Below are 20,944 nucleotides of genomic sequence, written 5' to 3' on the forward strand. Positions count from 1 at the left end.
CCAGGTGGACCTCGCCGCAGTGCGCTCGCACAACGACCGGACAGTGCTCGGGCTCGTGCGCTCAGGGGCTCTGAGCAGGGCCGACATCGCCGACCGCGCCGGACTGACCCCGCAGGCGGTGTCGAAGATCGTGGCACGGCTCCTGGCGGCCGGCCTGCTGGAGGAGACCGGCACCGTGCGCGGCGGCGGTCGCGGCAAGCCCCGGACGTCGCTGCGGCTGCGCGCCGACGGTGCCTGCGCCTACGGCGCGTACGTCGACCGCGACGAGCTGCGGGTCGTGCGCCTCGACCTCACCGGCGCGCAGGTGTCGTCGTCGGTCGTGCCCCTCGCGCCGATGTTCGCGCCCGCGGACGTGCTGGACGCGCTCGCGCCGCTGGTCGAGCCGGGCGGGAACGTGCTGGGCCTGGGCATCGCCATCGCGGGCCCGCTCGACTTCCGCGACGGGGTGGTGTCCCCGAACGGGCTGCCCGGCTGGTCGGCGGTGCCGTTGCGGGTGCTGGCCGAGGAACGGCTGGGACTGCCCGTGGCGGTCGACAAGGACACGAACGCGGCCGTGCTCGCCGAGGCGTGGGCCCGGCCGTTGCGCGACGCGGCACTGGTGTTCGCCGGCACCGGCCTGGGCATGGGCCTGCTGCTCGGCGGCGAGGTGCACCGCGGCGCCCGGTCGGGGGCGGGCGAGTTCGGGCACACCACGATCCAGCTCGACGGCCCGCTGTGCGTGTGCGGGCGGCGCGGGTGCGTGGAGGCGGTGCACAACGCGGCGGTGTCCGGGACGGAGGCGGCACGGGTGCTCGCGGCCGCGGTGGTGAACCTGGTGCAGCTGCTGGACCTCGACCAGATCGTCCTCAGTGGACGGCGGGTCCTGGAGTCGCCGGAGCTGTACCTGCGGGCACTGGCCGGTGTGGACGTGAGCGTGTCGGCGCACGGCCCGGACCTCGTGCCCGTCGGCGCCGCGCTGCTCGTGCTGGGGGAGCTGTTCTGACGGACGCCTCACTGCTTTACTATGCTACTAGGAAAGCAGTAAGGGGCTCCCGTGTTCGTCTTCCGGCTCGACACCCACTCCGGCGTGCCGCCGTACCTGCAGCTCGTCCAGCAGGTGCGCCAGGCGGTGCTGCTGGGCTTCCTCCACCCCGGTGACCGCCTCCCGCTCATCCGCGAGGTGGTCGAGGACCTGGCCATCAACCCGAACACCGTCGCCAAGGCGTACCGGCAGATGGAGCAGGAGGGCCTGGTCACCGGCCGGCCCGGCCAGGGCACGTTCGTCAACGAGCAGCAGTCGCCCGTGATGCCCGCCTCGACGTACACGTCGCTGCGCCGCGGCCTGGCGACCTGGCTGCGCCGTGCCTACGCGGCGGGCCTCGACGAGCAGGCGGTCACCGCGCTGCTCACCTCGGTGCACCAGCAGGTCAGGAACGAGGACGTGGCGTGACGGCGGCCGGGTTTGCGCTGCGCACCGACGGTGTCGGCAAGAGGTACCGGAAGGGCTGGGCGCTGCGCGACTGCACCCTGTCCCTGCCCGCGGGCGGCGTGATCGCCCTGGTCGGGCCGAACGGCGCGGGCAAGACCACGTTGCTGCGGCTGGTCGTCGGGTTGCTGGCGCCGAGCACCGGCACGGTGGAGGTCCTCGGCCACGACGTCACCGCCAGCACCCCGCACACCCTGTCCAGGATCGGGTTCCTGGCCCAGGACCACCCGCTGTACAAGCGGTTCACCGTCGCCGAGATGCTCCGCTTCGGCCGGACCTGCAACCTGCGGTTCGACCAGGGGCTGGCCGAACGCCGGCTGGCGGCGCTGGGCATCCCGCTCGACCGCAGGACCGGCACGCTCTCCGGCGGGCAGCAGGCCCAGGTCGCGCTGGCACTGGCACTGGCGAAGCGGCCGGACCTGCTCGTGCTCGACGAGCCGGTGGCGAGCCTCGACCCGCTGGCCCGGCGCGAGTTCCTCCAAGTCCTCATGGGCGCGGTGGCCGAAGGAGGCGTGACCGTCCTGTTCTCGTCCCACGTCGTGCACGAGCTGGAACGCGTCTGCGACCACCTGGTCGTGCTCAACCAGGGCCGGGTCACGCTCACCGGCGACATCGACACCCTGCTCGCCGAGCACCGGCTGCTCGTCGGCCCGCGCACGGCCACCGACCTCGACCGGGCCGGCACCGTCGTGGAGGCCGTCCACAGCGACCGGCACACGACCCTGCTGGTCCGCGACGGCGGGCTCCCGGTCGCGCCGGGGTGGCAGGCCCGGCCGGTCGCGCTGGAGGACCTGGTGCTCGCGTACCTGAGCCGGCCGTCGGAGCCGGGTGCCGAGGTCACGGCGGTGGGGGCGTCATGACGTGGTTGCTCTGGCGCCAGCACCGGACCGAAGTCTGCGTCCTGGGCCTGCTCGTCGGCGCGTTCGGCATCGCCCTGCTCGTGCTCGGGACGCAGGCCCACGACCTGTTCCCCGGCGGTCCCGCCCGGTGCGAGGGGCAGGCCGGGGTCAGCGACGCCTGCACGGCCGCGTTCCGCCGGCTCGACGACGAGTACGGGTTCGTCGAGAACCTCCTGGCCGCCTTCTACCTGGTCCCCGTCGTCATCGGCGCGTTCCTCGGGGCGCCGCTGCTCGCGCGCGAACTGGAGGACGGCACCTGGCAGCTCGCCTGGACGCAGGCCGTGCCGCGGATGCGCTGGCTCGCGGCCAAGCTCCTCGCACTGGCCGGCGTCACCGTCGCGCTCACCGGCCTGTTCACCGCGGTGCTCACGTGGTTCCGCCGGCCGTTCGACGCGTGGGAGGGGCGGTTCCAGTACGACGCCTTCGACCTGCAGGGGCTCGTCCCGGTGGCGTACGCGCTGTTCGCGTTCGGCGTGGCCACCGCCGCCGGTGCGGTCCTGCGGCGCAGCCTGCCCGCGTTCGGCGTCGCGTTCGGTGCGTTCCTCGCCGCCCGGATGTCGGTGGCGCTGCTGGCCCGTCCCGCGTACGCCACACCGCTCACCGCCACGAAACCGGTCCCCGTCGGCGGTTCCCAGGACCGGGCCGCACCCGGCTTCGCCGACTGGACGGTCGAGCGCGGCTACGCGGACGCCACCGGGCGCAGGCTGAGCTCCACCGAGTACCTCGCACTGGAGGACAGCGCCGACCGGGCCGGCACCAACCTCAACCAGTTCCTGCACGAGCGGGGCGTCCAGCGGTTCGAGGTCTACCACCCGGCCGACCGGTTCTGGACGTTCCAGCTCATCGAGTCGGCCCTGTTCGCGACCGTCGCGGCGGTCCTGCTCGGCGTGGTGGTGTGGCGGGTGCGGCGCCGCCTGCTCTAGACCCCGCATCCCCCTTGCAGATGCCGGGGCAGGCAGGGAGGGGGAGGAGTGCGGCGGTGCTTACCATTGGGGGCGTGGACGTCGAGCACGTCGTCGGGCTGCCGCACCCGCGGCTGCGGCCGTTCGTGACGCGGTACTCCGGCTACCGGATGCGGACCGCGCCCGGCACCCACCGCGGCCTGCCCTCGCGGTCGCTCACGCTCGTCGTCACCCTGGACGGCACGGTCGACCTGCCGGAGGGCCGCTTCTCCGCGTTGTGCGGCGGGCTGCACGACGAGGCCGTGCTCATCACCCACGACGGGTTCCAGCACGGCGTGCAGTGCGACCTCACGCCGCTGGGCGCACGGGCGTTGCTCGGGGTGCCGGCGGGTGAGCTGGCCGGGGTGTCCGTCGGGCTGGACGCGCTCGACGCGCCCGCCGGGGAGCTGCGCGAGCGCTTGCGGGCCGCACCGACGTGGCTGGACCGGTTCGCGCACCTGGACCGGGTGCTCGGCGGGCTGCTGCGGCCGGTGCGGCAGCAGGTGGAGGTGGCGTGGGCGTGGCAGCGGCTCGCCGACGGCGCCGGGGTCGGTGCCATCGCCGCGGAGGTCGGGTGGAGCCGCCAGCACCTCAGCGCCCGCTTCGCCGCCGAGTACGGGCTCACGCCGAAGGTCGCGAGCCGGGTGATGCGGTTCGAGCGGGCGAACCGGATGCTGCGCGGCGAACGCAGGCCCACGCTCACCGAGGTGGCCGCCGCCTGCGGGTACGCCGACCAGGCGCACCTCAACCGGGACTGGCGGGCGCTGTGCGGGGCCACGCCCACCGAGTGGATCACGGCCGAGCTTCCATTCGTCCAAGGCAGCGAGGGCCCGCACGTCGCAAGGTAGTCCCATGACGACACCCGCACCCACCTGCTGGCCCACGCTGACCTACCGGGACGCACCCGCCGCGATCCGGTTCCTGGTCGAGGGCTTCGGTTTCCGCGAACACCTCGTCGTGCCGGGGCCGGCCGACGGCGAGGTCGTGCACTGCGAGCTGGTCTGGCCCGAAGGCGGCGGCGTGATGCTCGGATCCGCGCAGCGGTCCGCCGGCGAGCCAGGGGCGACCGCCGCCGGCCGCGCGTCCGTGTACGTGGTGACCGACCGCCCGGACGAGATCCACGCCCAGGCCTTGGCGCACGGCGCGACGGAGATCCGCGGGCTGCGCGACGAGGACTACGGGTCGCGCGGCTTCACCGTGGCTGATTCCGAGGGCAACCGCTGGAGCTTCGGCACCTATCGCGGCGCCTGACGCAACCCGCCGCACCGGTCGCGGAGTGCCCTGGGGGCAGCTCGGTGGACCAGACCGTGCTGCGGGCCTACCGCCTGCGGGACTGAATCGGGTGACTAGGCCGGACGGTCGCTGGAGTTGCGTCTCAAAGGCGTAACCGGGCGGTCGTTCGGTCGTTGTCCTCGCTGCGGCACCTGCCCGGGGCAGTGCACGGGGCGATGAGGACGCGGGCGTCTCGCGCACGGGCAGGTGCCGCCGTATTCGGTGGCCGGGACCGGCCCGATGTGGTGGCATCTGCGGTCATGGGGTTCGAGGAGCTGGTCGCCGAGGGGGCGGCGGTACCGCTGGAGGGCTGGGACTTCTCCTGGTTCGACGGCCGCGCCACCGAGGAACGACCGCCGTGGGGCTACGCGGGGCTGATCGCCGAACGGCTGGCGCGGGTCGGGACCGCGCTGGACCTGCAGACCGGCGGGGGAGAGGTCACGGCGTTCGCGCCGGTCAAGCCGCCGGTGCTGGTGGCCCCGAGTCGTGGGCGCCGAACGCTGCCGTGGCCCGGCGGAACCTGCCCGGCGCCGCGGTGCTGCGGGTGCCGGACGAGGGGCCGTTGCCGTTCCGGGACGCCGCGTTCGACCTCGTCCTCAGCCGCCACCCGGTCGTGACGCCGTGGGCCGAGGTCGCGCGGGTCCTGCGGCCCGGTGGCACCTACCTGTCGCAGCAGATCGGGGCCGGCACGAACCGCGAGCTCACCGACTTCATGATCGGGCCGCAGCCGGTCAGCCAGACGCGCAGCACCGAGAGCGCGCGGCGGGACGCCGAGGCCGCCGGGCTGGAGGTGCTGCGGCTCGAACCCGTGGCGCTGCGGGTGGCGTTCTTCGACGTCGGCGCGGTGGTGCACTTCCTGCGCAAGGTCCTGTGGACCGTTCCCGGCTTCACCGTCGAGGGGTACCGGGAACGGCTCAAGGCGATGCACGAGCACATCGAGGCGCACGGCGAGTTCGCGTGCACCTCGACGCGCTTCCTGGTAGAAGCCCGCCGGCCCTAGCGGGGCTGGCGCTCCCGGCGCACGGTCACGCGCTTGCCCTTGATCGTCGCGTCGCGCAGCTGCGTGATCACGTCGTTCGCGGCCTCGCCGGGCACCTCGACCAGCGAGAACCGGTCCGCGATCTCGATCGCGCCGATCTCGCGGCCCTTCAGGCCGGTCTCACCGGTGATCGCGCCCACGATGTCCTGCGGGCGGATGCCCGACGAGCGGCCGGCACCCAGGAACAGGCGGGTCATGCCCTCGGACGGGCCGCGGCGCTCCCGGCGGGGACCGGCGGGGGCACCGTCGCGGCGCGGGCGGTCCTCGCGCGGGCGGACCTCGGGGATCTCCTCCTCGTCCGCGGCGGCACCGGAGGCCTCGTGCGCGAGCTTCACGGCGGCGAGCGCGATCTCCATCACGTCGAACTCGTCGGCCAGCGTCTCGACCACGACGCGGAAGCGCGACAGGTCGTCCTCGAGCAGCGACTCGTGCAGCGACGAGCGGGTGAGCTCCAGCTGGCGGGCGCGCAGGTCGGCGACCGTCGGCACCTTCTCGACCGGGATCTTGGTCTTGGTGACCCGCTCGATCGTCTTCAGCATCGAGTTCTCGCGCGGCTCGACCAGCGTGATCGCCACGCCCTCGCGGCCCGCGCGGCCGACGCGGCCGATGCGGTGGGTGTAGGCCTCGGGCGCGGACGGCACGTTGTAGTTCACGACGTGCGTGAGCTGCTCGATGTCGAGACCGCGTGCGGCGACGTCCGTGGCCACCAGCAGGTCGGCCGTGCCGGAGCGCAGTCGCGCCATGACCCGGTCGCGCTGCTCCTGGCTGATGCCGCCGTGCAGCGACTCGGCGCGGTAGCCGCGGCCGTTCAGCGTCTCGGTGAGCTGGTCGACCTCGTCGCGCGTGCGGCAGAAGACGACGGCGGCGGTCGGCGACTCGACGTCCAGCACGCGGCCGAGCGCGGCCGGCTTGTGCTCGCGGCGCACCAGGTACGCGGTCTGGCGCACCCGCGGCGCCTCGCCCGGCTGGGTCTTCTCGCGCTCGATCTGGATCAGCTCGGGGCTGCGCAGGTGGCTCTTCGCCATGCGGTCGATGCGCGGCGGCATCGTCGCGGAGAACAGCACCGTCTGCCGGTCGGCCGGGGTCTCGGTGAGGATCGCGTCGATGTCCTCCGCGAAGCCCATGTCGAGCATCTCGTCGGCCTCGTCGAGGACCACGATCCGCAGCGCGTCGAGCTGCAGCGTGCCGCGTCCCAAGTGGTCGATGGCACGGCCGGGGGTGGCGACCACCACGTCGACACCGCGGGACAGCTCCCGCAGCTGCCGCCCGATCGGCTGGCCGCCGTAGATCGGCAGCACCCGCGTGCCCAGGTGCCGGCCGTAGCGGTGCACCGCCTCCGACACCTGCACCGCCAGCTCACGGGTCGGGGCGAGCACCAGCGCGAGCGGCTTGTCGCTCTTGCCGATCTGGTCGGCGATGCGTTCGAGCAGCGGCAACGCGAACGCCGCCGTCTTGCCGGTACCGGTGGCCGCCTGGCCGAGCAGGTCACGGCCCGCCAGCAACGGTGGGATGGCTTCGCTCTGGATCGGCGTCGGCTCCTCGTAGCCCAGCGTGGTGAGCGCGTTGAGGATGTCGGGCCGCAGCCCCAGGTCGGCGAAACCGTTGTCGGCGGTGGTCATGGCGCACATCTTCCCTTACCGGCGGTTGCCACACCCGACTAGGTCCGCTGGTCGGCACCGGAGCGGGAAGTGAGAGAATCACCCCGAGGCCGTGCGCACCTGCCGCCGGCACCGGGGTGGTGCGCCGCTACCGGCGCCGCACCGAGATCCCCGCTCGCGCCACGACACCGTTCACCGCGACCGCGATCTCCACCTGTCCAGACCGGACAGCCGTGAGCACGCGGGTCTCCGGGTCGAACCACGCCACGTGCCACGGCCGCAGCCCCTGCGCCCCGCCGACGTGCAGGGAGCGGGAGCCGGTCCAGGTCGCGGCCATCGGGTAGTCGAGCCGGACGGTCCGGTCGCCCTGCGCGATGGCGGGCTCGATCCGCACCTGGCCGCGCACGGTCGCGGGTGCGTTGAGCGCCAACGAGTCCACGTGCGGCCGGATCTCCGCCCGCACGCCGTGCTCGCCGACGCCCACCAGCGTCCAGCCGGTGAACCCGCCGACCTCGGCCGGTGCCTTGCCGGAGTTGCCGTTGACCACGTAGTGGACGCCGTCCACTTCGGACGCGAAGAACCCGCCGACGTGGCCGCCGATGAACGTGGCCCTGCCGTTCTCCGCCAGCAGCCGTTCGAAGTACCGCGCCTCCAGCGGGTCGGCCAGCTGGCTGGTGCGCGCGGGCGTCGGGTCGCGCGGCGGGTGGTGCATCAGCACGACCGTGTGACCGGGCGCGGTGCCGAGCGCGCGGCCGAGCATCTCGACCTGGTCGGTTCCGCCGCCCCTGAGCGTGCCGGTGGACGAGTCGAGCAGCACGAACCGGGTGCCCCGGTGGTCGAACGTGCGGTGGGTCGCCCCGAACTCGCGCCGGAACCCGTCGATCGTGCCCGGTCCCATGACCTCGTGGTTGCCCGGCACGTAGTACCAGGGGAGGTCGCCGAGCTCCTCGGTCAGCACCCTGCGGGCGAACGCGAGGTCGGCGGGGGAGGCCTCGTCGACCAGGTCGCCGTTGACGACGACGAACTCGGCACCGGAGGCCCTGATCTCCCGCAGGGTCCTGCGCGCCGCCCGCACCAGGGCGCTGTCCGGAGCCCTCGCCACGAACTGCGCGTCGGACATGACCGCGAACCGCCAGCCCGTGGCGGGGCCGATGACCTCCTCGCGCGGTTCGGCGACCGGTGGGAGCGCGACCGCGGGCGGCACCCGAGCGGTGATGTCGTCGACGACCAGCTCGCCCCGGTACGAGCGGTCCGCTTTCGTCTCGATCGCGTAGAAGCGGGTGACCGCGATCGGGAACTCCAGCTCGCCCGGCACCGGGACGGAGAGCCGCTGCCAGCCGGTCCAGGTGATGTGCGGGCCGTAGAGGGAGCGGGACTGGCCGCTCGCGTCGGTGACCGTGAACGCCGTCCACTCGCCCCGTGCGCTGCCGTGCACCCACGCGGAGAGCTCCAGCGGTTGTCCGTTGACCCGCAACGGTTTCGGCGGCACCGCGTAGGCCGTGCGGGTGCCGGTCGACCTCGTGAAGTCGTAGCTCAGCCGGAGGCCGGTGCCGGTGTGGCCGGCGGGCTCGGGTGCGGCGGAACCGGTGGCGCGCGCCGACCCGAAGCTCCACTGCGGAGCGTCGTCGAACGGGGCGAGCAGCTCGTCGGCCGCGCCGACGGTGACGGCCGTCAGCGCCTCCCTGCCCTGCGCCCGTGCCCTGATCGTGGTCGCGCCGGGCTTCTTCGCGACGACCTGGAGGTCGGGCGTGACGTCGACGACCGAGCGGTCGTAGTCCAGGTCGAGGTCGGCGCGTTCGATCGGCGCGCTGTAGCCGGCGGCGTCGAACCCGTTGATGCGCAGCGGTTTCCGCCCGTCCGGCGCGAGACTGATCCGCTGTTCCGCCGGGGCGAGCCGCGCGAGCTCGCCGAGCACGGTGAGGCCGACCGTCTTGTGTGTCGAACCTTTGTGGACGGTGAACGAAGCCTTGCCGGGGCGCTGTGCCGCGTGGAAGGTGTCGCCGACCGCCCACCCGCCGGTGGCGCGCGTGAGGTGCGGGCTCGTGGCCGGTCCGAACGTCTCGTCGTGGCCGCGGACGGTGATCCTGCGGGTGAGGCCGGGGAACACCCGCTGGTCGGCCGGCTGGACGTGGAACCCGGTGAGCCGCCCCGAGCCCGGCGGCGCGTAGAGCGCGAGCCCGTTGGCCACCGGGCGTTCCGCGCCGTCCGACGGGGTGTTGACCACCTTGAGCGCGGTGCTGCCCGGTTCCCGCGCGAGCATGGTCGACGACCCGCCGCCGTCGAGGTTGAGCGCGTTGTGGGCGCCCAGCTCGATCATCGTGTCGGCCAGGTCGCGCAGGTCCAGGCCCGGCAGGTGCGCACCCTGCCGCCCGTCGACGGTGAGCAGGACCATCTTCCTGCCGTCCCGCGAGAAGCCGACCGCCGTGCGCGGGTGGAGCGCGTCCACCGGAGCGACGTTCCTGCCGTCCTTCACCAGCAGCTGCCGCCCGCCGATGGCCGTGACGGGCTCGCTGCCGTCGCTGGTCCGGCTCGCGTAGGTGACCTCGACCCGGTCACCCGGCTTGAGCTGCCGGAGCACGCCCGCACCCCGGTCGCGGCCGACGAGCACGTACCCGCTGATGGGCCGGTCACCCGGCGCACCGACCTCCTCGACGACGTCGCCGGAAACCCTGACCTCGGCCGTGTCCGCGGCACCCTGCACGGCCCGCGCCCTGGAGTAGCCGCCCCACAACGGGGTGAACACGCCGATGCCGTCGACGTCGATCTGCGCGCTGTTGAGCTGCGTGATCCGGTGGACGCCGTTCAACGTGCCCTCGAAGAACGTCTCCATGACGCTCCCGACCCCGGCCGCGTCGATGCCGACAGCGCGCCCGTGCCCGGACTTGACGAGCCGCCCGTCCCGGACGCCGACGCCTTCGGGCGCGTTGGAGTTGCCGATGTCGAAGAAGTCCCCGTTGACCGCCGCGACCGCCCTCGGCGTCTGCAGCGAGAGCGGCCGGGCCGCGCTCACCGAGCCGGCGTCGACGTACCCGACCCCGGTGCCGCCGGTGAGGTCGACCGTCATGGCGTCACCGCGGGTCCACCCGCCGGGGCGGTACCAGTCGAAGGAGCTGAGCGTGACGCCGGGGGCGACCGGTGTGGTGGTTCGTTCCGTCTCGATGTGACCGCCGATGCCGGCATGGGCCGGGGCGGGCGCCAGGACGGCGGTGGGCGTCAGGAGGGCGGGCGTCAGGAGGGCCGCGGCGACCATCACCAGCAGTGCGCGTCTCGTCACAGTTCGCGACCATAGACCGGTGCGGTGAAGATCCGCCTGACGGACCGCGCCCGGTCACCCGGCCCGGCGCACTTCTTCGTCCGGTGCACGGTCTTCCGGAACTGTCCGCAGCTCGTTCGCCTCGGCCAGGTACAGGTGCCCGAGGTCGATGAGCAACGTGCCGAGCTCCTCGAAGTGCGCCGCCCGTTCCGGGTCCGGTGCCGTTCCACAGGTCAGCAGCATGTGGCGGGCGAGCAGCTCGCCGAACTCCGGGTGCGTTGCCACCACCTCGCGGGAGAGGCGGGACAGCGACGTGCGCAGCAGGTCCTCGGTCAGAACGTCGACGGCCACGGCAAGATCCCCTCGCTCTTGCGGTACTTCACAGAATCATTCTGGATCGTGGAACAATTCCAAGGCGGGGTCTTACGGGTTGTTTCGAGGTCGAGTGGTATCGAAAACATAACTGCGGTGGTGTTCGAGCGCCGGCGTTCAAGCATGCCTCCTGAGTAGGCTTGATCAGCTCGCCTCGACCACTTCGCCTGGGGGGACAGTGCACCGCATCAAGGCCAGTCCTGCTCTGGCACGGCTGGAATGGGTCCTCGACGGCCTGGACGGGAAGCCCGGCTGGGGAGCTGACGCGTCCGACGTGCTCGCGCCGGAGTTCACCGCCGTCGTCACAACCGAGAGGTACGTCGAGGTGACCCGCGGTCGAGCTGCCCGTTACGCGCCGGTCGTCGTGGTCGGTCTCGACGTCGGCGAGACCACCGCCCAGGCGCGGATCCGCCGCCACGACGGCACCGTCGATGTCGTTTCCTGCGTCGTCGAGACCGCCCGGCCGCATCGAATTGCCGGCACGTGGGTCACCGAACTCGTGCCGACGGATCTGACACCGAGGTTGCCGGCCGATTTCACGGACTACGACTTGCCTTCCGCCGCCACGAAAACGCGGCTTGTCGTGTTCTCCGGGGTGCCCGGCAGCGGGAAAAGCACCTTGGCCGACGCGGCAGGCGCCGAGCTGGGGATCCCGGTCTTCGCCACCGACTGGCTGCTCGGCGCGCTGACCCCGTTCGGCGGTCGCCACTTCGAGGCTCCGCTGGCCATCGCTGAGGAAGTGCTGACCACGCTCGCCCTGCGGCAGCTCGTCGCCGGGCAGTCCGTGATCCTCGACCACCCCACCGAAGAGGTGGCGACCAGGAACCGCTGGCGCAGCCTGGCACGCCGAGCCGGTGCGGAGCTCCGCGCGGTCGTGTGCCGCTGCTCCGACCCGGAAATCCACCGCGGCAGGCTCGAAGGGCGCAGCCGCGGGATCCCCGGTTGGCATGACGCCGGCGACTGGTCCAACGTGCGGCAGCGGCTGGCCGGCTTTCCCCCTTGGCACGGGGAGGCGCTCTCTGTGGACACCGTTCAACCACGCGAGCTGACCCTTGCCGCAGTCCTGCGGCACATCACCACCTGACGGCGCACCGCCGAGGTGCCACGGCAGGTCGTTACCATCCGAACCATGACCATGCCCGCAGCGATCGAAGCCGTCCGGGACGCGTTCACCGGCCTCACCGCGGGGGAGTTCGACCTGCCGCCGCGGCAGGCGTTCGGGGAGAGCCGGTCGCTGGTCATGGCGGTGCACCACCGGCCGAGCGCGTCGACCGCGGTGAAGGTCGTCAGCATCGAGGTCGAGCGGGACCCGGTGATCACCGGGACCGTGGTGTTCAGCCACCCCGGCGGGCAGTTCGCGACGGATGCGGTGCCGTTGACGACGTTGCGGACCGGTGCGGTGGTGGGGGTGGCGACGGATCTGCTCGCCGACGAGGACGCCGGGCAGATGGCGTTGCTCGGGGCCGGGGCGCAGGCCGCGGACCAGGTGCGGGCGGTGCACGCGGTGCGGCCGCTCAAGAAGCTCGTGGTGTTCAACCGGCACCTCGGGCGGGCCGAGGCGTTGCTGGAGGGGCTCAGGGACGAGTTGCCGGACACCGTGCTGGACGTGGCGGCCGTGGCCGACGAGGCGGTGGCGCAGGCGGACGTCGTGTGCTGTGCGACGGCGGCGACCGTGCCGTTGTTCCGGATGGAGGCGTTGAAGGAACGGGTGCACGTCAACGCGATCGGGTCCTACCGGCCGGTGATGCGGGAGCTGCCGCAGGAGTTGCTGGCGAGCGCCGAGGTCGTGGTGGTGGACCAGGTCGAGGCGGCGTTGAGCGAGGCCGGGGAGATCATCCGGGCGGTGCGGTCCGGGGTGCTCAAGCTGGAGGCGCTGGTGGAGCTGGGGGCGGCGCTGGGGAACCCGCCGCTGCGGCAGGGGCGGACCGTGTTCAAGTCGGTCGGGATCGCGGTGCAGGACTGGGCGGTCGCCAAGCTGTTGGCGTGAACGCACAGCCTGAAGACAAGACCTGACAACGAGAACTGGGCGCGCACCCTCTCCGCCGCGAGGGGTGCACGCCCAGTTCGCACCTCCGCGCGGGCCGTGAGCGGTCCGCGCGGAGACTTCTCAGGTCAGACCTGCCACTTCTGGCTGGCCACGCCCAGGCACTGCCAGATGTGCGTTCTCGTGCCGTCGCCCGAGGCGCCACCGACGGTGTCGAGGCACTTGTTGGCCTGCGGGTTCACGATGTCCTGCGCCCCGCTGACGGCCCACTTCTGGGCTGCCGAGCCGTTGCAGTCCCAGAGCTGGACCACTGTGCCGTTCGCGGTGCCGCCGCCGTTGACGTCGAGGCACTTGCCCAGTGCGCGGATGGTGCCGTCACCGGGGCGGCTCCACTTCTGGGCGGCGTTGCCGTTGCAGCCGACGATCTGGATGGGCGTGCCGTTGGCCGTGTTGGCCCAGGGCACGTCGAGGCACTTGCCGCCGATGCCGCGGATCTCCGAGCCACCGGCGGGCGGGGTGGAGTCGCTGGAGGAGGCGCGAACCCAGTCGATCACGAGCTGCTGCGGGAACGTCGTGCTGGCGTCGGGGTAGCCGGGCCACTCACCACCGACCGCGAGGTTGATGATGATGAAGAACGGCTTGTTGAACACCCACGGGTTGCCGTTGACGTCGGTCGGGGTGTTGCGGGCGTAGACGTTGCCGTCCACCGACCACGTGATCTCGCCGGGCTTCCAGTCGACCGCGAAGTTGTGGAAGCCGTCGGAGAAGTTCGGGCCGTTGTAGGCGTGCGACTTGCCGCCGGCACCGGAGTAGCCGGGGCCGTGGATGGTGCCGTACACGGTGTTCGTCTGGTGGCCCAGGAACTCCATGATGTCGATCTCACCGGAGCCCGGCCACGGGTTGCCGGTGTTGATGTCGGCGCCCAGCATCCAGAACGCGGGCCAGATGCCCTTGCCGCGCGGCATCTTCATGCGCGCTTCGAAGCGGCCGTAGGTCTGCGTGAACTTGTTCGCGGTGTTGATGCGCGCGGACGTGTACTGGCAGCGGCCGTACCAGCAGTTGTAGTTGCCGGGGTTCTCCTTCTTGGCGGTGATGACCAGGTTGCCCTGGCCGTCGTGCGCCGCGTTGGAGGTACCGGCCTGGTACCACTGGTGTTCCCTGTTGTTGCCGTTGTTGTTGCCCACTTCCATGTTCCACTTGCCACCGTCGACACCGGTGCCGGCGGGAGCGTTGAACTCGTCGGCCCAGGTCACCGCCGCGTTGGCAGGGGGAGCTTGGCTGGTGGTGGCGACGGTGATCCCTGCGGCCACCATCAAGGCGGCGGCAAGGGCCGTCCCGATGCGTCGCTGCATCGAACCGACCTTTCCGGGTGTTTAGTTGTGCGCCCAGTGGTTCGGAAGTGTTGTCGCGCCGTGACTCTCGGTCAACTTGTAAACGTTTTCAGGTTGTCGTCACGTGGGAGCGCTCTCAAGAACTCCAGGCCGTGACCAGCAGGTTTGGAGCCAGTTGACACGAACGGACTCGCTTGCGCGATGAGGCTAAGGGCATTAGCCTCCGGGCTGTGAACGTTCGAGCCAGGCTGAGCACCGCCGCTGTCGTGGACGCCGCGGTGGCGGTGCTGGACGAGCACGGGGTCGAGGGCTTGACGCTCGCCGCCGTCGCCGCGCGCACCGGGGTGGCCACGCCCTCGCTCTACAAGCACGTCGGCAGCCTCGCGGAGCTGAAGGCGCACGTCGCCGTGCGCGCGCTCGACGACATGACCGAGCGCTTCACAAAGGCGGTCCTCGGCAGGGCGGGCGACGACGCGGTCACCGTGCTGATGCACGAGTACCGCGCCTACGTCCGCGAGCACCCGAGGCGGTACGCGGCCATGTCGGTCGACCCGCTGCACGACCCGTCGTTGCGGGAGGCGGGTGTGCGGCTGATGGAGGTCATGCTCGCGACGCTGCGCGGGTACGGCCTCGAAGGTTCCGACGCCGTCCACGCCACGCGCCGGCTGCGGGTCCTCGTGCACGGGTTCGCCGACCTCGAGGCCCGCGGCGGGTTCGGCCTGCCGGAGGAGCTCGACGACACCTACGACCAGCTCGTCCGGATGTACCTCGACAGCCTCGGGGGGACCACGTGAAGATCGCGCACCGCGTGCTGCCGGCGGTGGGCCGCGCGTGGCTCGCCTGGGAGCTCAGCCGGACGCGGGAACCAGCCGGAACACCCGCGGTGTCCGCCCGGACCGCGTGACGTAGCCGTCGAACGCGGGCCAAACCGCGAGCATCTTGCCCCACGCCTCGTCCCGTTCGGCGCCTTCGAGCAGCCGGGCGCGGACGGGGCGGATGGTGCCGCGGACGTTCGTCTGCGCGTCCGGGTTCTTGAGCAGGTTCGCGGTCCACGCCGGGTGGTCCGGCCGGCCCCAGTTCGTGCCGGCGACCAGCACGCTGTCGCCGTCGGGCACGTACTGCACCGGCGTCTCGCGGCGCTGACCGCTCCTCGCGCCCGTCGAGATCAGCGTCAGGCCCTTCTGGCCGCTGAACGACGTCGTCATCACCCGGCCGCCGCTGACCCGGTACAGCGCGCGGTCGAACGCCATGACGATCGGGCGCAGGTTCGCGAGCCACCTCTGCTCGCCGAGCCACCGGGCGAGTGCCATCACAGCACCCCTGAGGACCGTGCCGCGTGCACGGCGGCCGTGCGGTTGTGGACGCCGAGCTTGCGCATCGCGCCCTTCAGGTACGCCTTCACGGTCTCGGCGCTCAGGCCGAGCTCGCTCGCGATCTCCCGGTTCGCCGCGCCCACGGCCGCCAGCCGCAGCACGTCGAGCTCCCTCGGGGTCAGCGTCGTGGGAACGGAGCCGGTCACGGGTTCGCCGCCGAGGTCGTGGTGGACCTTGCGGAGCCGGTCGCGCAGCGCCGGGTCGTCGACGAGGCGGGCGACCTCGGCCAGTTCGCGGAGTGCCGCTTGGGTGTGCAGAGAAGGCATGTCCAGGTCCTGTGCGAAGCCCTGCGCGATCGCGCCGGCCAGCCTGATCGCCCGGTCGCCGACGGTGGCGTTGCCGCGCACGGCGCCGTAGAGCACGCCCTGCACGGTGCCGCGCACCGCGACCGGATAGGCGAACACCGAGGTCAGGCGCTCCTCACCGACGACCATCGGGTCGAACTCGTGGGTGATCGCGCGGGTGGAGGCGTAGTCGTTGACGCGCACGGGCGTGCCCATCGCGACGGCCGTGCCGCCCAGCCCGCGGCCGGAACCGACCCGCAGGCCGTGCAACGACGTGCCGCGGGTGCCGTGGAAGTGCGAGAGCAGCAGCTGGTTCGCCGCCGTGACAGCGCCGCCGAACACCACGGGCAACCCGGTGGCGCGGCGGAGCATGTCCAGGCGTTGCGGCAGCAACGCGGGGAAGCGGTCCGGCAGCACGTCCAGCAGTCTTGCTGACGGGAGCACCCTCGAAAAGGGGTGCACCCCCGTCCGGGGGTATCGGCGTGCCCTCGGGCCACCGCACCCTCGTCAGCCAGCGAAAGGAGGCCAACCGATGGCCAGTCACGACACCTACCGCGCGGCCCGCGACCTGATGCTCACCGACCCGGGGTCGTTCCGCTGGCCGAGCTTCCCGGACGCCTTCAACTGGGCGCACGACTGGTTCGACGTCATCGCCGAGGGCAACGCCGCCACCGCGCTGCACATCGTCGAGGAGGACGGCCGCGAGCGGGCGCACTCGTTCGACGAGCTGCGCCGCCGGTCCAACCGGGTCGCGCACTGGCTCGCGCGGCACGGCGTCGGCAAGGGCGACAGCGTCATGATCATGCTCGGCAACCAGGCCGAGCTGTGGGAGTCGATGCTCGCGGTGATGAAGCTCGGCGCGGTGATCATGCCGACCACCACCGCACTCGGGCCCGCCGACCTCGCCGACCGGCTGCGGCGCGGTGCCGTCCGGCACGTCCTCGCCCGTGCCGAGGACGCGGACAAGTTCGAGGGCGTGGCCGGGGAGGACACCGGCACGGTGCTGATGGCCGTCGGCGGTGGCGCGCGGGCCGGCTGGCTCGACTACGCGCAGGCCGGCGACGAGCCGGACACCCCGCTGCCGCACCCGCAGACCCGCGCCGACGACCGCTTGCTGCTGTACTTCACCTCCGGCACCACCAGCCGCCCGAAGCTGGTCGAGCACACCCAGGTCTCCTACCCGGTCGGGCACGTCACGACCATGCGCTGGATCGGCATCCGGCCCGGCGACGTGCACCTCAACATCAGCTCGCCCGGCTGGGCCAAGCACGCGTGGAGCTGCTTCTTCGCGCCGTGGATCGCCGAGGCGACGATCTTCGTCTACAACTACGCCCGCTTCGACGCCGCGGCGTTGCTGGAGCAGATCCGCTCGAAGGGCGTCACCACGTTCTGCGCGCCGCCGACGGTGTGGCGGATGCTGATCAAGGCCGACCTCAGCGGCGGACCCGGTGCGCTGCGGGAGGTCGTGGCCGCGGGCGAACCGCTCAACCCCGAGGTGGTCGAGCAGGTCCGGCAGCACTGGGGCCTCACCCTGCGGGACGGGTTCGGCCAGACCGAGACCACGCTGTCGGTCGGCAACCTGCCCGGTGAGGTCGTGAAGCCCGGCTCGATGGGACGGCCGCTGCCCGGTGTGCCGGTGGTGCTGGTCGACCCGATCACCGGTGAGCGCGCCGACGAGGGCGAGATCTGCATCGACCTGGGGGAGCGGCCGATGTCGCTGATGGCCGGCTACCACGGCGACGAGGAGCGCAACGCCGAGGCGATGGCCGGCGGTCACTACCACACCGGCGACATCGCCTCCCGCGACGAGGACGGCTACCTGTTCTACATCGGACGGTCCGACGACGTGTTCAAGGCCTCGGACTACAAGATCTCGCCGTTCGAGCTGGAGAGCGTGCTGATCGAGCACCCGGCCGTCACCGAGGCCGCCGTCGTGCCCGCGCCCGACCCGCTGCGGCTCGCCGTGCCCAAGGCGTACGTGGCGCTGAGCCCCGGCTGGGAGCCGACCAGGGAGACCGCGCTGCAGATCCTGCGGCACGCCCGCGAGAACCTGGCGCCCTACCAGCGGATCCGGCGGCTGGAGTTCGCCGTGCTGCCCAAGACGGTGTCCGGCAAGATCCGCCGCGTCGACCTGCGCGGCCGCGAGGAGCAGGGCGTCGAGCAGGCGGCGGAGTGGCGCGACGAGCAGTTCCCCGAACTGCGCGGGTGACCGTCGCTCGACCTGGTGCCGACCGGCGATCACTGGGAGCGTGGACGACCTCGCCCACGACGACAGGAGCACACCCATGGTGCGCAAGATCGCCGGTCGGCCCGCTGTGATCACCGGTGCCGCCTCCGGCATCGGCCGCAGCCTCGCGCGGCGGCTGTCCCGGCACGGCTCCCCGGTGGTCATCGCCGACGTGAACGAGGAGGAGCTCGCGAAGACGGCGGCCACGCTGTCCGGGCCGGTGCTGAGCCGGGTGCTCGACGTGCGCGACGCGGAGGACTTCCGGCGCTTCGCCCGGGAGACGCGGGAGTGGCTCGACCTGCCGCTGGCCGCCGTGTTCAACAACGCGGGCGTGGCGACGGCGACGAGCGTGCTGAACGCCGTGCCCGAGGACGACACCTGGCTCTTCGACATCGACTACTGGGGTGTCGTGAACGGCACGCGGGCGTTCCTGCCGATGCTGGTGGAGCAGAACTACGGCGTCGTCGTGAACACCTCCAGCGTCTACGGGCTGGTGGGCATGCCGAACAACAGCGCCTACTGCGCGGCGAAGTTCGCGGTGCGCGGCTTCACCGACTCGCTGCGGCAGGAGCTGCGCGGCACCGGCGTCAGCGCGGTGACCGTGCACCCCGGCGGGATCAAGACCAACATCATCCGCAACGGCCGCATCCGCCGCGACCCCGAGGACCGCGGCCGGGACCTGGAGCAGATCGCGGCCGACTTCGACGCCATCGCGCTCACCACGCCCGACCGCGCAGCCGAGGTCATCCACCGCGGGGTGGAGAAGGGCAAGGCGCGCATCCTCGTCGGACCGGACGCGCACGTGTTCGACGCGCTGGCCCGCATCGCGCCCACGCACTACTTCAGCGCGATGGCGTGGTTGTTCGACCGGCGGCGGTGACGCTGCCGCCGGAGGACTGGGGGAAGATCTCGCGCATGCGTTCCTCGACCGCGGTCCGGCGGACCGAGCAGTGGTTCGTCCGGCAGGGCGCGCCGACCATGATCGAGGGCTACGCCTTCCTCACGCACGTGCTGCCGCGGATGCTGCCCGTGCTCGCCTTCATCGCGGCCGGCAGCCTCGCGTGGCTGGTGCCGCTGCGGGCGGCCGGGCCGGGCCGGTGGGTGCTGCTCGGCGTCGTCGTCGCGGTGACGGTGGGCGCCTGGGCGGTGATCTCGGTGTTCGTGCGGCGGCTGCCGACGTTCTCGCGGCGCACGACCTTCCTGCTGCTCGGGGCGTACGCGGCGATGCCGGTCGCGGTTCCGCTGCTGCAGCTGGTGATCGACGACACGATCACCGCGCCGGGCGAGGAGCTGTTCGGGCTCGTCGGGTTCGTCGTCTTCTTCGGGGTGGCGTTCGTCGCGGCGATGGTGTTCACGACCTACGGCGTGGCCGGGCTGGTGCGGGCGGCGGTCCGGCACGTCCTGCACGACCTGCGCAACAGCGTCCACCTGCTCGGCCGCGCGTTGCCGCCGATGCTGTTCGTGACGCTGTTCCTGTTCTTCACCGGTGAGCTGTGGCAGGCGATGAACCAGCTGTCGTGGCAGCGGGTGAGCCTCGTCGTGCTGCTGTTCGCGGCCATCACCGTGCTCGCCGCGGCGGCCCGGCTGCGCGAGGAGATCGGGCGGGTGGAGCAGGACCTGCGCCCCGAGGTGCTGGCGCGGGCGTGCGAGGGCACCCCGCTGGCCGGTGTCGAGGTCGCGGAACCGTTGCAGCCCAAGCGGCTCACCGGCAGGCAGCTGCGCAACCTGCTCGTCATGCTCGCCACCAGGCAGCTCGTGCAGGCCGCGGTGATCGGGCTCGCGCTGTTCGCGTTCTTCGTGCTGCTCGGGCTGATCGTGGTCACGCCGGCGGTGGCCGAGCAGTGGATCGGGTCGCCGCCGGTCATGTCCCCGGTCCTGGGCCTGCCGTCGGCGATGCTGCGCAACGCCACGCTGTTCGCGGCGTTCGGCAGCATGTACCTGTCGGTGACGTCGATGAGCGACAACGAGCACCGGCGGCAGTTCTTCGCCTCGGTCGTGGAACGGGTCGAGCGCACGCTGGCGGTGCGCGCGGTGTACCTGGACCTCAGAAAGCAGGTTCGGGGCTGAGCGCGGTGTCGCGGCTGGGCGGCACGCCGAACCGGCGCCGGTACTCGCGGCTGAACTGCGACGGGCTGTCGTAGCCCACCCGGTGGCCGGCCCGCGTGACGTCCGTGCCGGTGGCGAGCAGCACCCTGGCCTCCTGCAGGCGGATCTGCTTCTGGAACTGGATCGGGCTCAGCGCGGTGACGGCCTGGAAGTTGCGGTAGAACGCCGACTCGCTCATGCCCGCGACCCGTGCGACGTCCTCGACCTTGAACGACTCCGCGTAGTGCGCGCGGATCCAGCTCACCGCCCTGGAGATGTGCGCGAGGCTGGAGTCGCCGCTGCCCAGCTGCCGCACGGCGGCGCCCTGGTCGCTGTTCACCACCCGCCAGAGGATCTCCTGCTTGACCAGCGGGGCGAGCACCCGCGCGTCCCGCGGCCGCGCGACGAGCCGGGCCAGCCGGGTGACGGCGTCGAGCAGCTCGGGGGTCGCGTCGCTGACGGCCAGGCCCTGCGGGGTGCCGGTGGTCCGCGGCAGGTCGTGGCGCAGCAGCAGCTCGGCCACCGCCTCCGGCCGCAGGACGATGCCGAGGCCGAGCGCGGGGTGCGCCGGGCTCGCGCCGACCCAGTCGCCGGTGATCGGCAGGTCGACCGAGGCGACGAGGTACTGGCCCGCCCGGTAGTCGTGGACCCGGTCGCCGAGCGCGATGCGTTTGCGGCCCTGCGCCACGAACGCGAGGATCGTGCCGGTCGTCGACGGGCCCTCGTGGCCGCGGACGACCTTGGCCATGAGCACGTCCTCCACCGGTGTGCTCAGGTCCGGCCGGGCGTGCCGGAGGATCAGGTCACGCAGCTCGTCCACC

General features: G+C 72.3%; 21 protein-coding genes. 14 read left to right on the forward strand and 7 right to left on the reverse strand.

Annotated features, from left to right (window positions below):
• Positions 1-4 precede the first annotated feature (4 nt).
• The 8 genes from AB0A63_RS27080 (at position 5) to AB0A63_RS27115 (ending at position 5,577) form a co-directional block, all read left to right on the forward strand.
• Positions 5-982 carry an ROK family transcriptional regulator gene (locus AB0A63_RS27080; RefSeq protein WP_360396330.1) on the forward strand — a complete coding sequence of 326 codons (978 nt, stop codon included), beginning with the start codon at positions 5-7 and terminating at the stop codon, positions 980-982.
• Between the two features lie 51 nt (positions 983-1,033).
• Positions 1,034-1,429: a GntR family transcriptional regulator gene (locus AB0A63_RS27085; protein WP_360396332.1), complete on the forward strand. Its 396-nt coding sequence runs from the start codon at positions 1,034-1,036 to the stop codon at positions 1,427-1,429.
• Positions 1,426-2,325, forward strand: coding sequence for an ABC transporter ATP-binding protein (locus AB0A63_RS27090; protein ID WP_360396334.1), 900 nt, complete (start codon positions 1,426-1,428; stop codon positions 2,323-2,325). The genes AB0A63_RS27085 and AB0A63_RS27090 overlap by 4 nt, the downstream gene beginning before the upstream one ends.
• A complete protein-coding gene (locus tag AB0A63_RS27095; protein WP_360396336.1) occupies positions 2,322-3,287 on the forward strand; it encodes an ABC transporter permease subunit in 966 nt (321 codons plus the stop codon). Before AB0A63_RS27090 ends, AB0A63_RS27095 begins: the two co-directional genes overlap by 4 nt.
• A 56-nt stretch (positions 3,288-3,343) precedes the next feature.
• On the forward strand, positions 3,344-4,153 hold the full coding sequence (locus AB0A63_RS27100; RefSeq protein ID WP_360396338.1) for a helix-turn-helix domain-containing protein: 810 nt from the start codon (positions 3,344-3,346) through the stop codon (positions 4,151-4,153).
• A 4-nt stretch (positions 4,154-4,157) separates the two neighbouring features.
• Positions 4,158-4,556 (forward strand): VOC family protein, encoded by a 399-nt coding sequence (locus tag AB0A63_RS27105; protein WP_360396340.1) that lies wholly within the window; start codon positions 4,158-4,160, stop codon positions 4,554-4,556.
• 281 nt (positions 4,557-4,837) lie between these two features.
• Positions 4,838-5,194 carry a hypothetical protein gene (locus AB0A63_RS27110; RefSeq protein WP_360396342.1) on the forward strand — a complete coding sequence of 119 codons (357 nt, stop codon included), beginning with the start codon at positions 4,838-4,840 and terminating at the stop codon, positions 5,192-5,194.
• Positions 5,122-5,577: a hypothetical protein gene (locus AB0A63_RS27115; RefSeq protein WP_360396344.1), complete on the forward strand. Its 456-nt coding sequence runs from the start codon at positions 5,122-5,124 to the stop codon at positions 5,575-5,577. The genes AB0A63_RS27110 and AB0A63_RS27115 overlap by 73 nt, the downstream gene beginning before the upstream one ends.
• Here AB0A63_RS27115 and AB0A63_RS27120 read toward each other — a convergent pair.
• The 3 genes from AB0A63_RS27120 to AB0A63_RS27130 all read right to left on the reverse strand — a co-directional run bounded on the left by AB0A63_RS27120 (position 5,574) and on the right by AB0A63_RS27130 (position 10,818).
• A complete protein-coding gene (locus AB0A63_RS27120) occupies positions 5,574-7,235 on the reverse strand; it encodes a DEAD/DEAH box helicase (RefSeq protein ID WP_360396346.1) in 1,662 nt (553 codons plus the stop codon). The genes AB0A63_RS27115 and AB0A63_RS27120 overlap by 4 nt on opposite strands.
• Before the next feature lie 127 nt (positions 7,236-7,362).
• Complete coding sequence (locus AB0A63_RS27125) at positions 7,363-10,488, reverse strand: phosphodiester glycosidase family protein (protein ID WP_360396348.1); 3,126 nt, start codon at positions 10,486-10,488, stop codon at positions 7,363-7,365.
• A 54-nt stretch (positions 10,489-10,542) separates the two neighbouring features.
• A complete protein-coding gene (locus AB0A63_RS27130) occupies positions 10,543-10,818 on the reverse strand; it encodes a hypothetical protein (RefSeq protein ID WP_360396350.1) in 276 nt (91 codons plus the stop codon).
• Between the two features lie 199 nt (positions 10,819-11,017).
• On the opposite strand from AB0A63_RS27130, the gene AB0A63_RS27135 reads away from it, so the two are divergent.
• Positions 11,018-11,923: an AAA family ATPase gene (locus AB0A63_RS27135; RefSeq protein ID WP_360396352.1), complete on the forward strand. Its 906-nt coding sequence runs from the start codon at positions 11,018-11,020 to the stop codon at positions 11,921-11,923.
• A 45-nt stretch (positions 11,924-11,968) separates the two neighbouring features.
• Complete coding sequence (locus tag AB0A63_RS27140; RefSeq protein WP_360396354.1) at positions 11,969-12,826, forward strand: ornithine cyclodeaminase family protein; 858 nt, start codon at positions 11,969-11,971, stop codon at positions 12,824-12,826.
• Positions 12,827-12,951: 125 nt separating this feature from the next.
• On the opposite strand, the gene AB0A63_RS27145 is transcribed toward AB0A63_RS27140, so the two are convergent.
• Entirely contained in the window at positions 12,952-14,136 is a 1,185-nt protein-coding gene (locus tag AB0A63_RS27145; RefSeq protein ID WP_360396490.1) for a family 16 glycosylhydrolase, read from the reverse strand.
• Positions 14,137-14,384: 248 nt separating this feature from the next.
• Here AB0A63_RS27145 and AB0A63_RS27150 point away from each other — a divergent pair, with 248 nt between their 5' ends.
• Positions 14,385-14,948 carry a WHG domain-containing protein gene (locus tag AB0A63_RS27150; protein WP_360396356.1) on the forward strand — a complete coding sequence of 188 codons (564 nt, stop codon included), beginning with the start codon at positions 14,385-14,387 and terminating at the stop codon, positions 14,946-14,948.
• Positions 14,949-15,002: 54 nt separating this feature from the next.
• On the opposite strand, the gene AB0A63_RS27155 is transcribed toward AB0A63_RS27150, so the two are convergent.
• Both AB0A63_RS27155 and AB0A63_RS27160 read right to left on the reverse strand, forming a co-directional pair.
• Positions 15,003-15,464 carry a nitroreductase family deazaflavin-dependent oxidoreductase gene (locus AB0A63_RS27155; protein WP_360396357.1) on the reverse strand — a complete coding sequence of 154 codons (462 nt, stop codon included), beginning with the start codon at positions 15,462-15,464 and terminating at the stop codon, positions 15,003-15,005.
• On the reverse strand, positions 15,464-16,228 hold the full coding sequence (locus tag AB0A63_RS27160; protein ID WP_360396358.1) for a LuxR C-terminal-related transcriptional regulator: 765 nt from the start codon (positions 16,226-16,228) through the stop codon (positions 15,464-15,466). Before AB0A63_RS27160 ends, AB0A63_RS27155 begins: the two co-directional genes overlap by 1 nt.
• A gap of 115 nt (positions 16,229-16,343) precedes the next feature.
• On the opposite strand from AB0A63_RS27160, the gene AB0A63_RS27165 reads away from it, so the two are divergent.
• The 3 genes from AB0A63_RS27165 to AB0A63_RS27175 all read left to right on the forward strand — a co-directional run bounded on the left by AB0A63_RS27165 (position 16,344) and on the right by AB0A63_RS27175 (position 20,105).
• A complete protein-coding gene (locus AB0A63_RS27165) occupies positions 16,344-18,020 on the forward strand; it encodes an AMP-binding protein (protein ID WP_360396360.1) in 1,677 nt (558 codons plus the stop codon).
• A 76-nt stretch (positions 18,021-18,096) separates the two neighbouring features.
• Positions 18,097-18,918 carry an SDR family NAD(P)-dependent oxidoreductase gene (locus AB0A63_RS27170; protein WP_360396362.1) on the forward strand — a complete coding sequence of 274 codons (822 nt, stop codon included), beginning with the start codon at positions 18,097-18,099 and terminating at the stop codon, positions 18,916-18,918.
• The gene (locus AB0A63_RS27175; RefSeq protein ID WP_360396364.1) at positions 18,894-20,105 is read left to right on the forward strand and encodes a hypothetical protein; all 1,212 of its coding nucleotides are present in this window, start codon (positions 18,894-18,896) and stop codon (positions 20,103-20,105) included. The genes AB0A63_RS27170 and AB0A63_RS27175 overlap by 25 nt, the downstream gene beginning before the upstream one ends.
• On the opposite strand, the gene AB0A63_RS27180 is transcribed toward AB0A63_RS27175, so the two are convergent.
• The gene (locus AB0A63_RS27180) at positions 20,083-20,943 is read right to left on the reverse strand and encodes an AraC family transcriptional regulator (protein ID WP_360396366.1); all 861 of its coding nucleotides are present in this window, start codon (positions 20,941-20,943) and stop codon (positions 20,083-20,085) included. The two genes, AB0A63_RS27175 and AB0A63_RS27180, sit on opposite strands and share 23 nt — an antisense overlap.
• Position 20,944 lies beyond the last annotated feature (1 nt).

Origin of the sequence: Lentzea sp. NPDC042327, from assembly GCF_040647275.1 — a bacterium.
GTDB lineage: Bacteria > Actinomycetota > Actinomycetes > Mycobacteriales > Pseudonocardiaceae > Lentzea.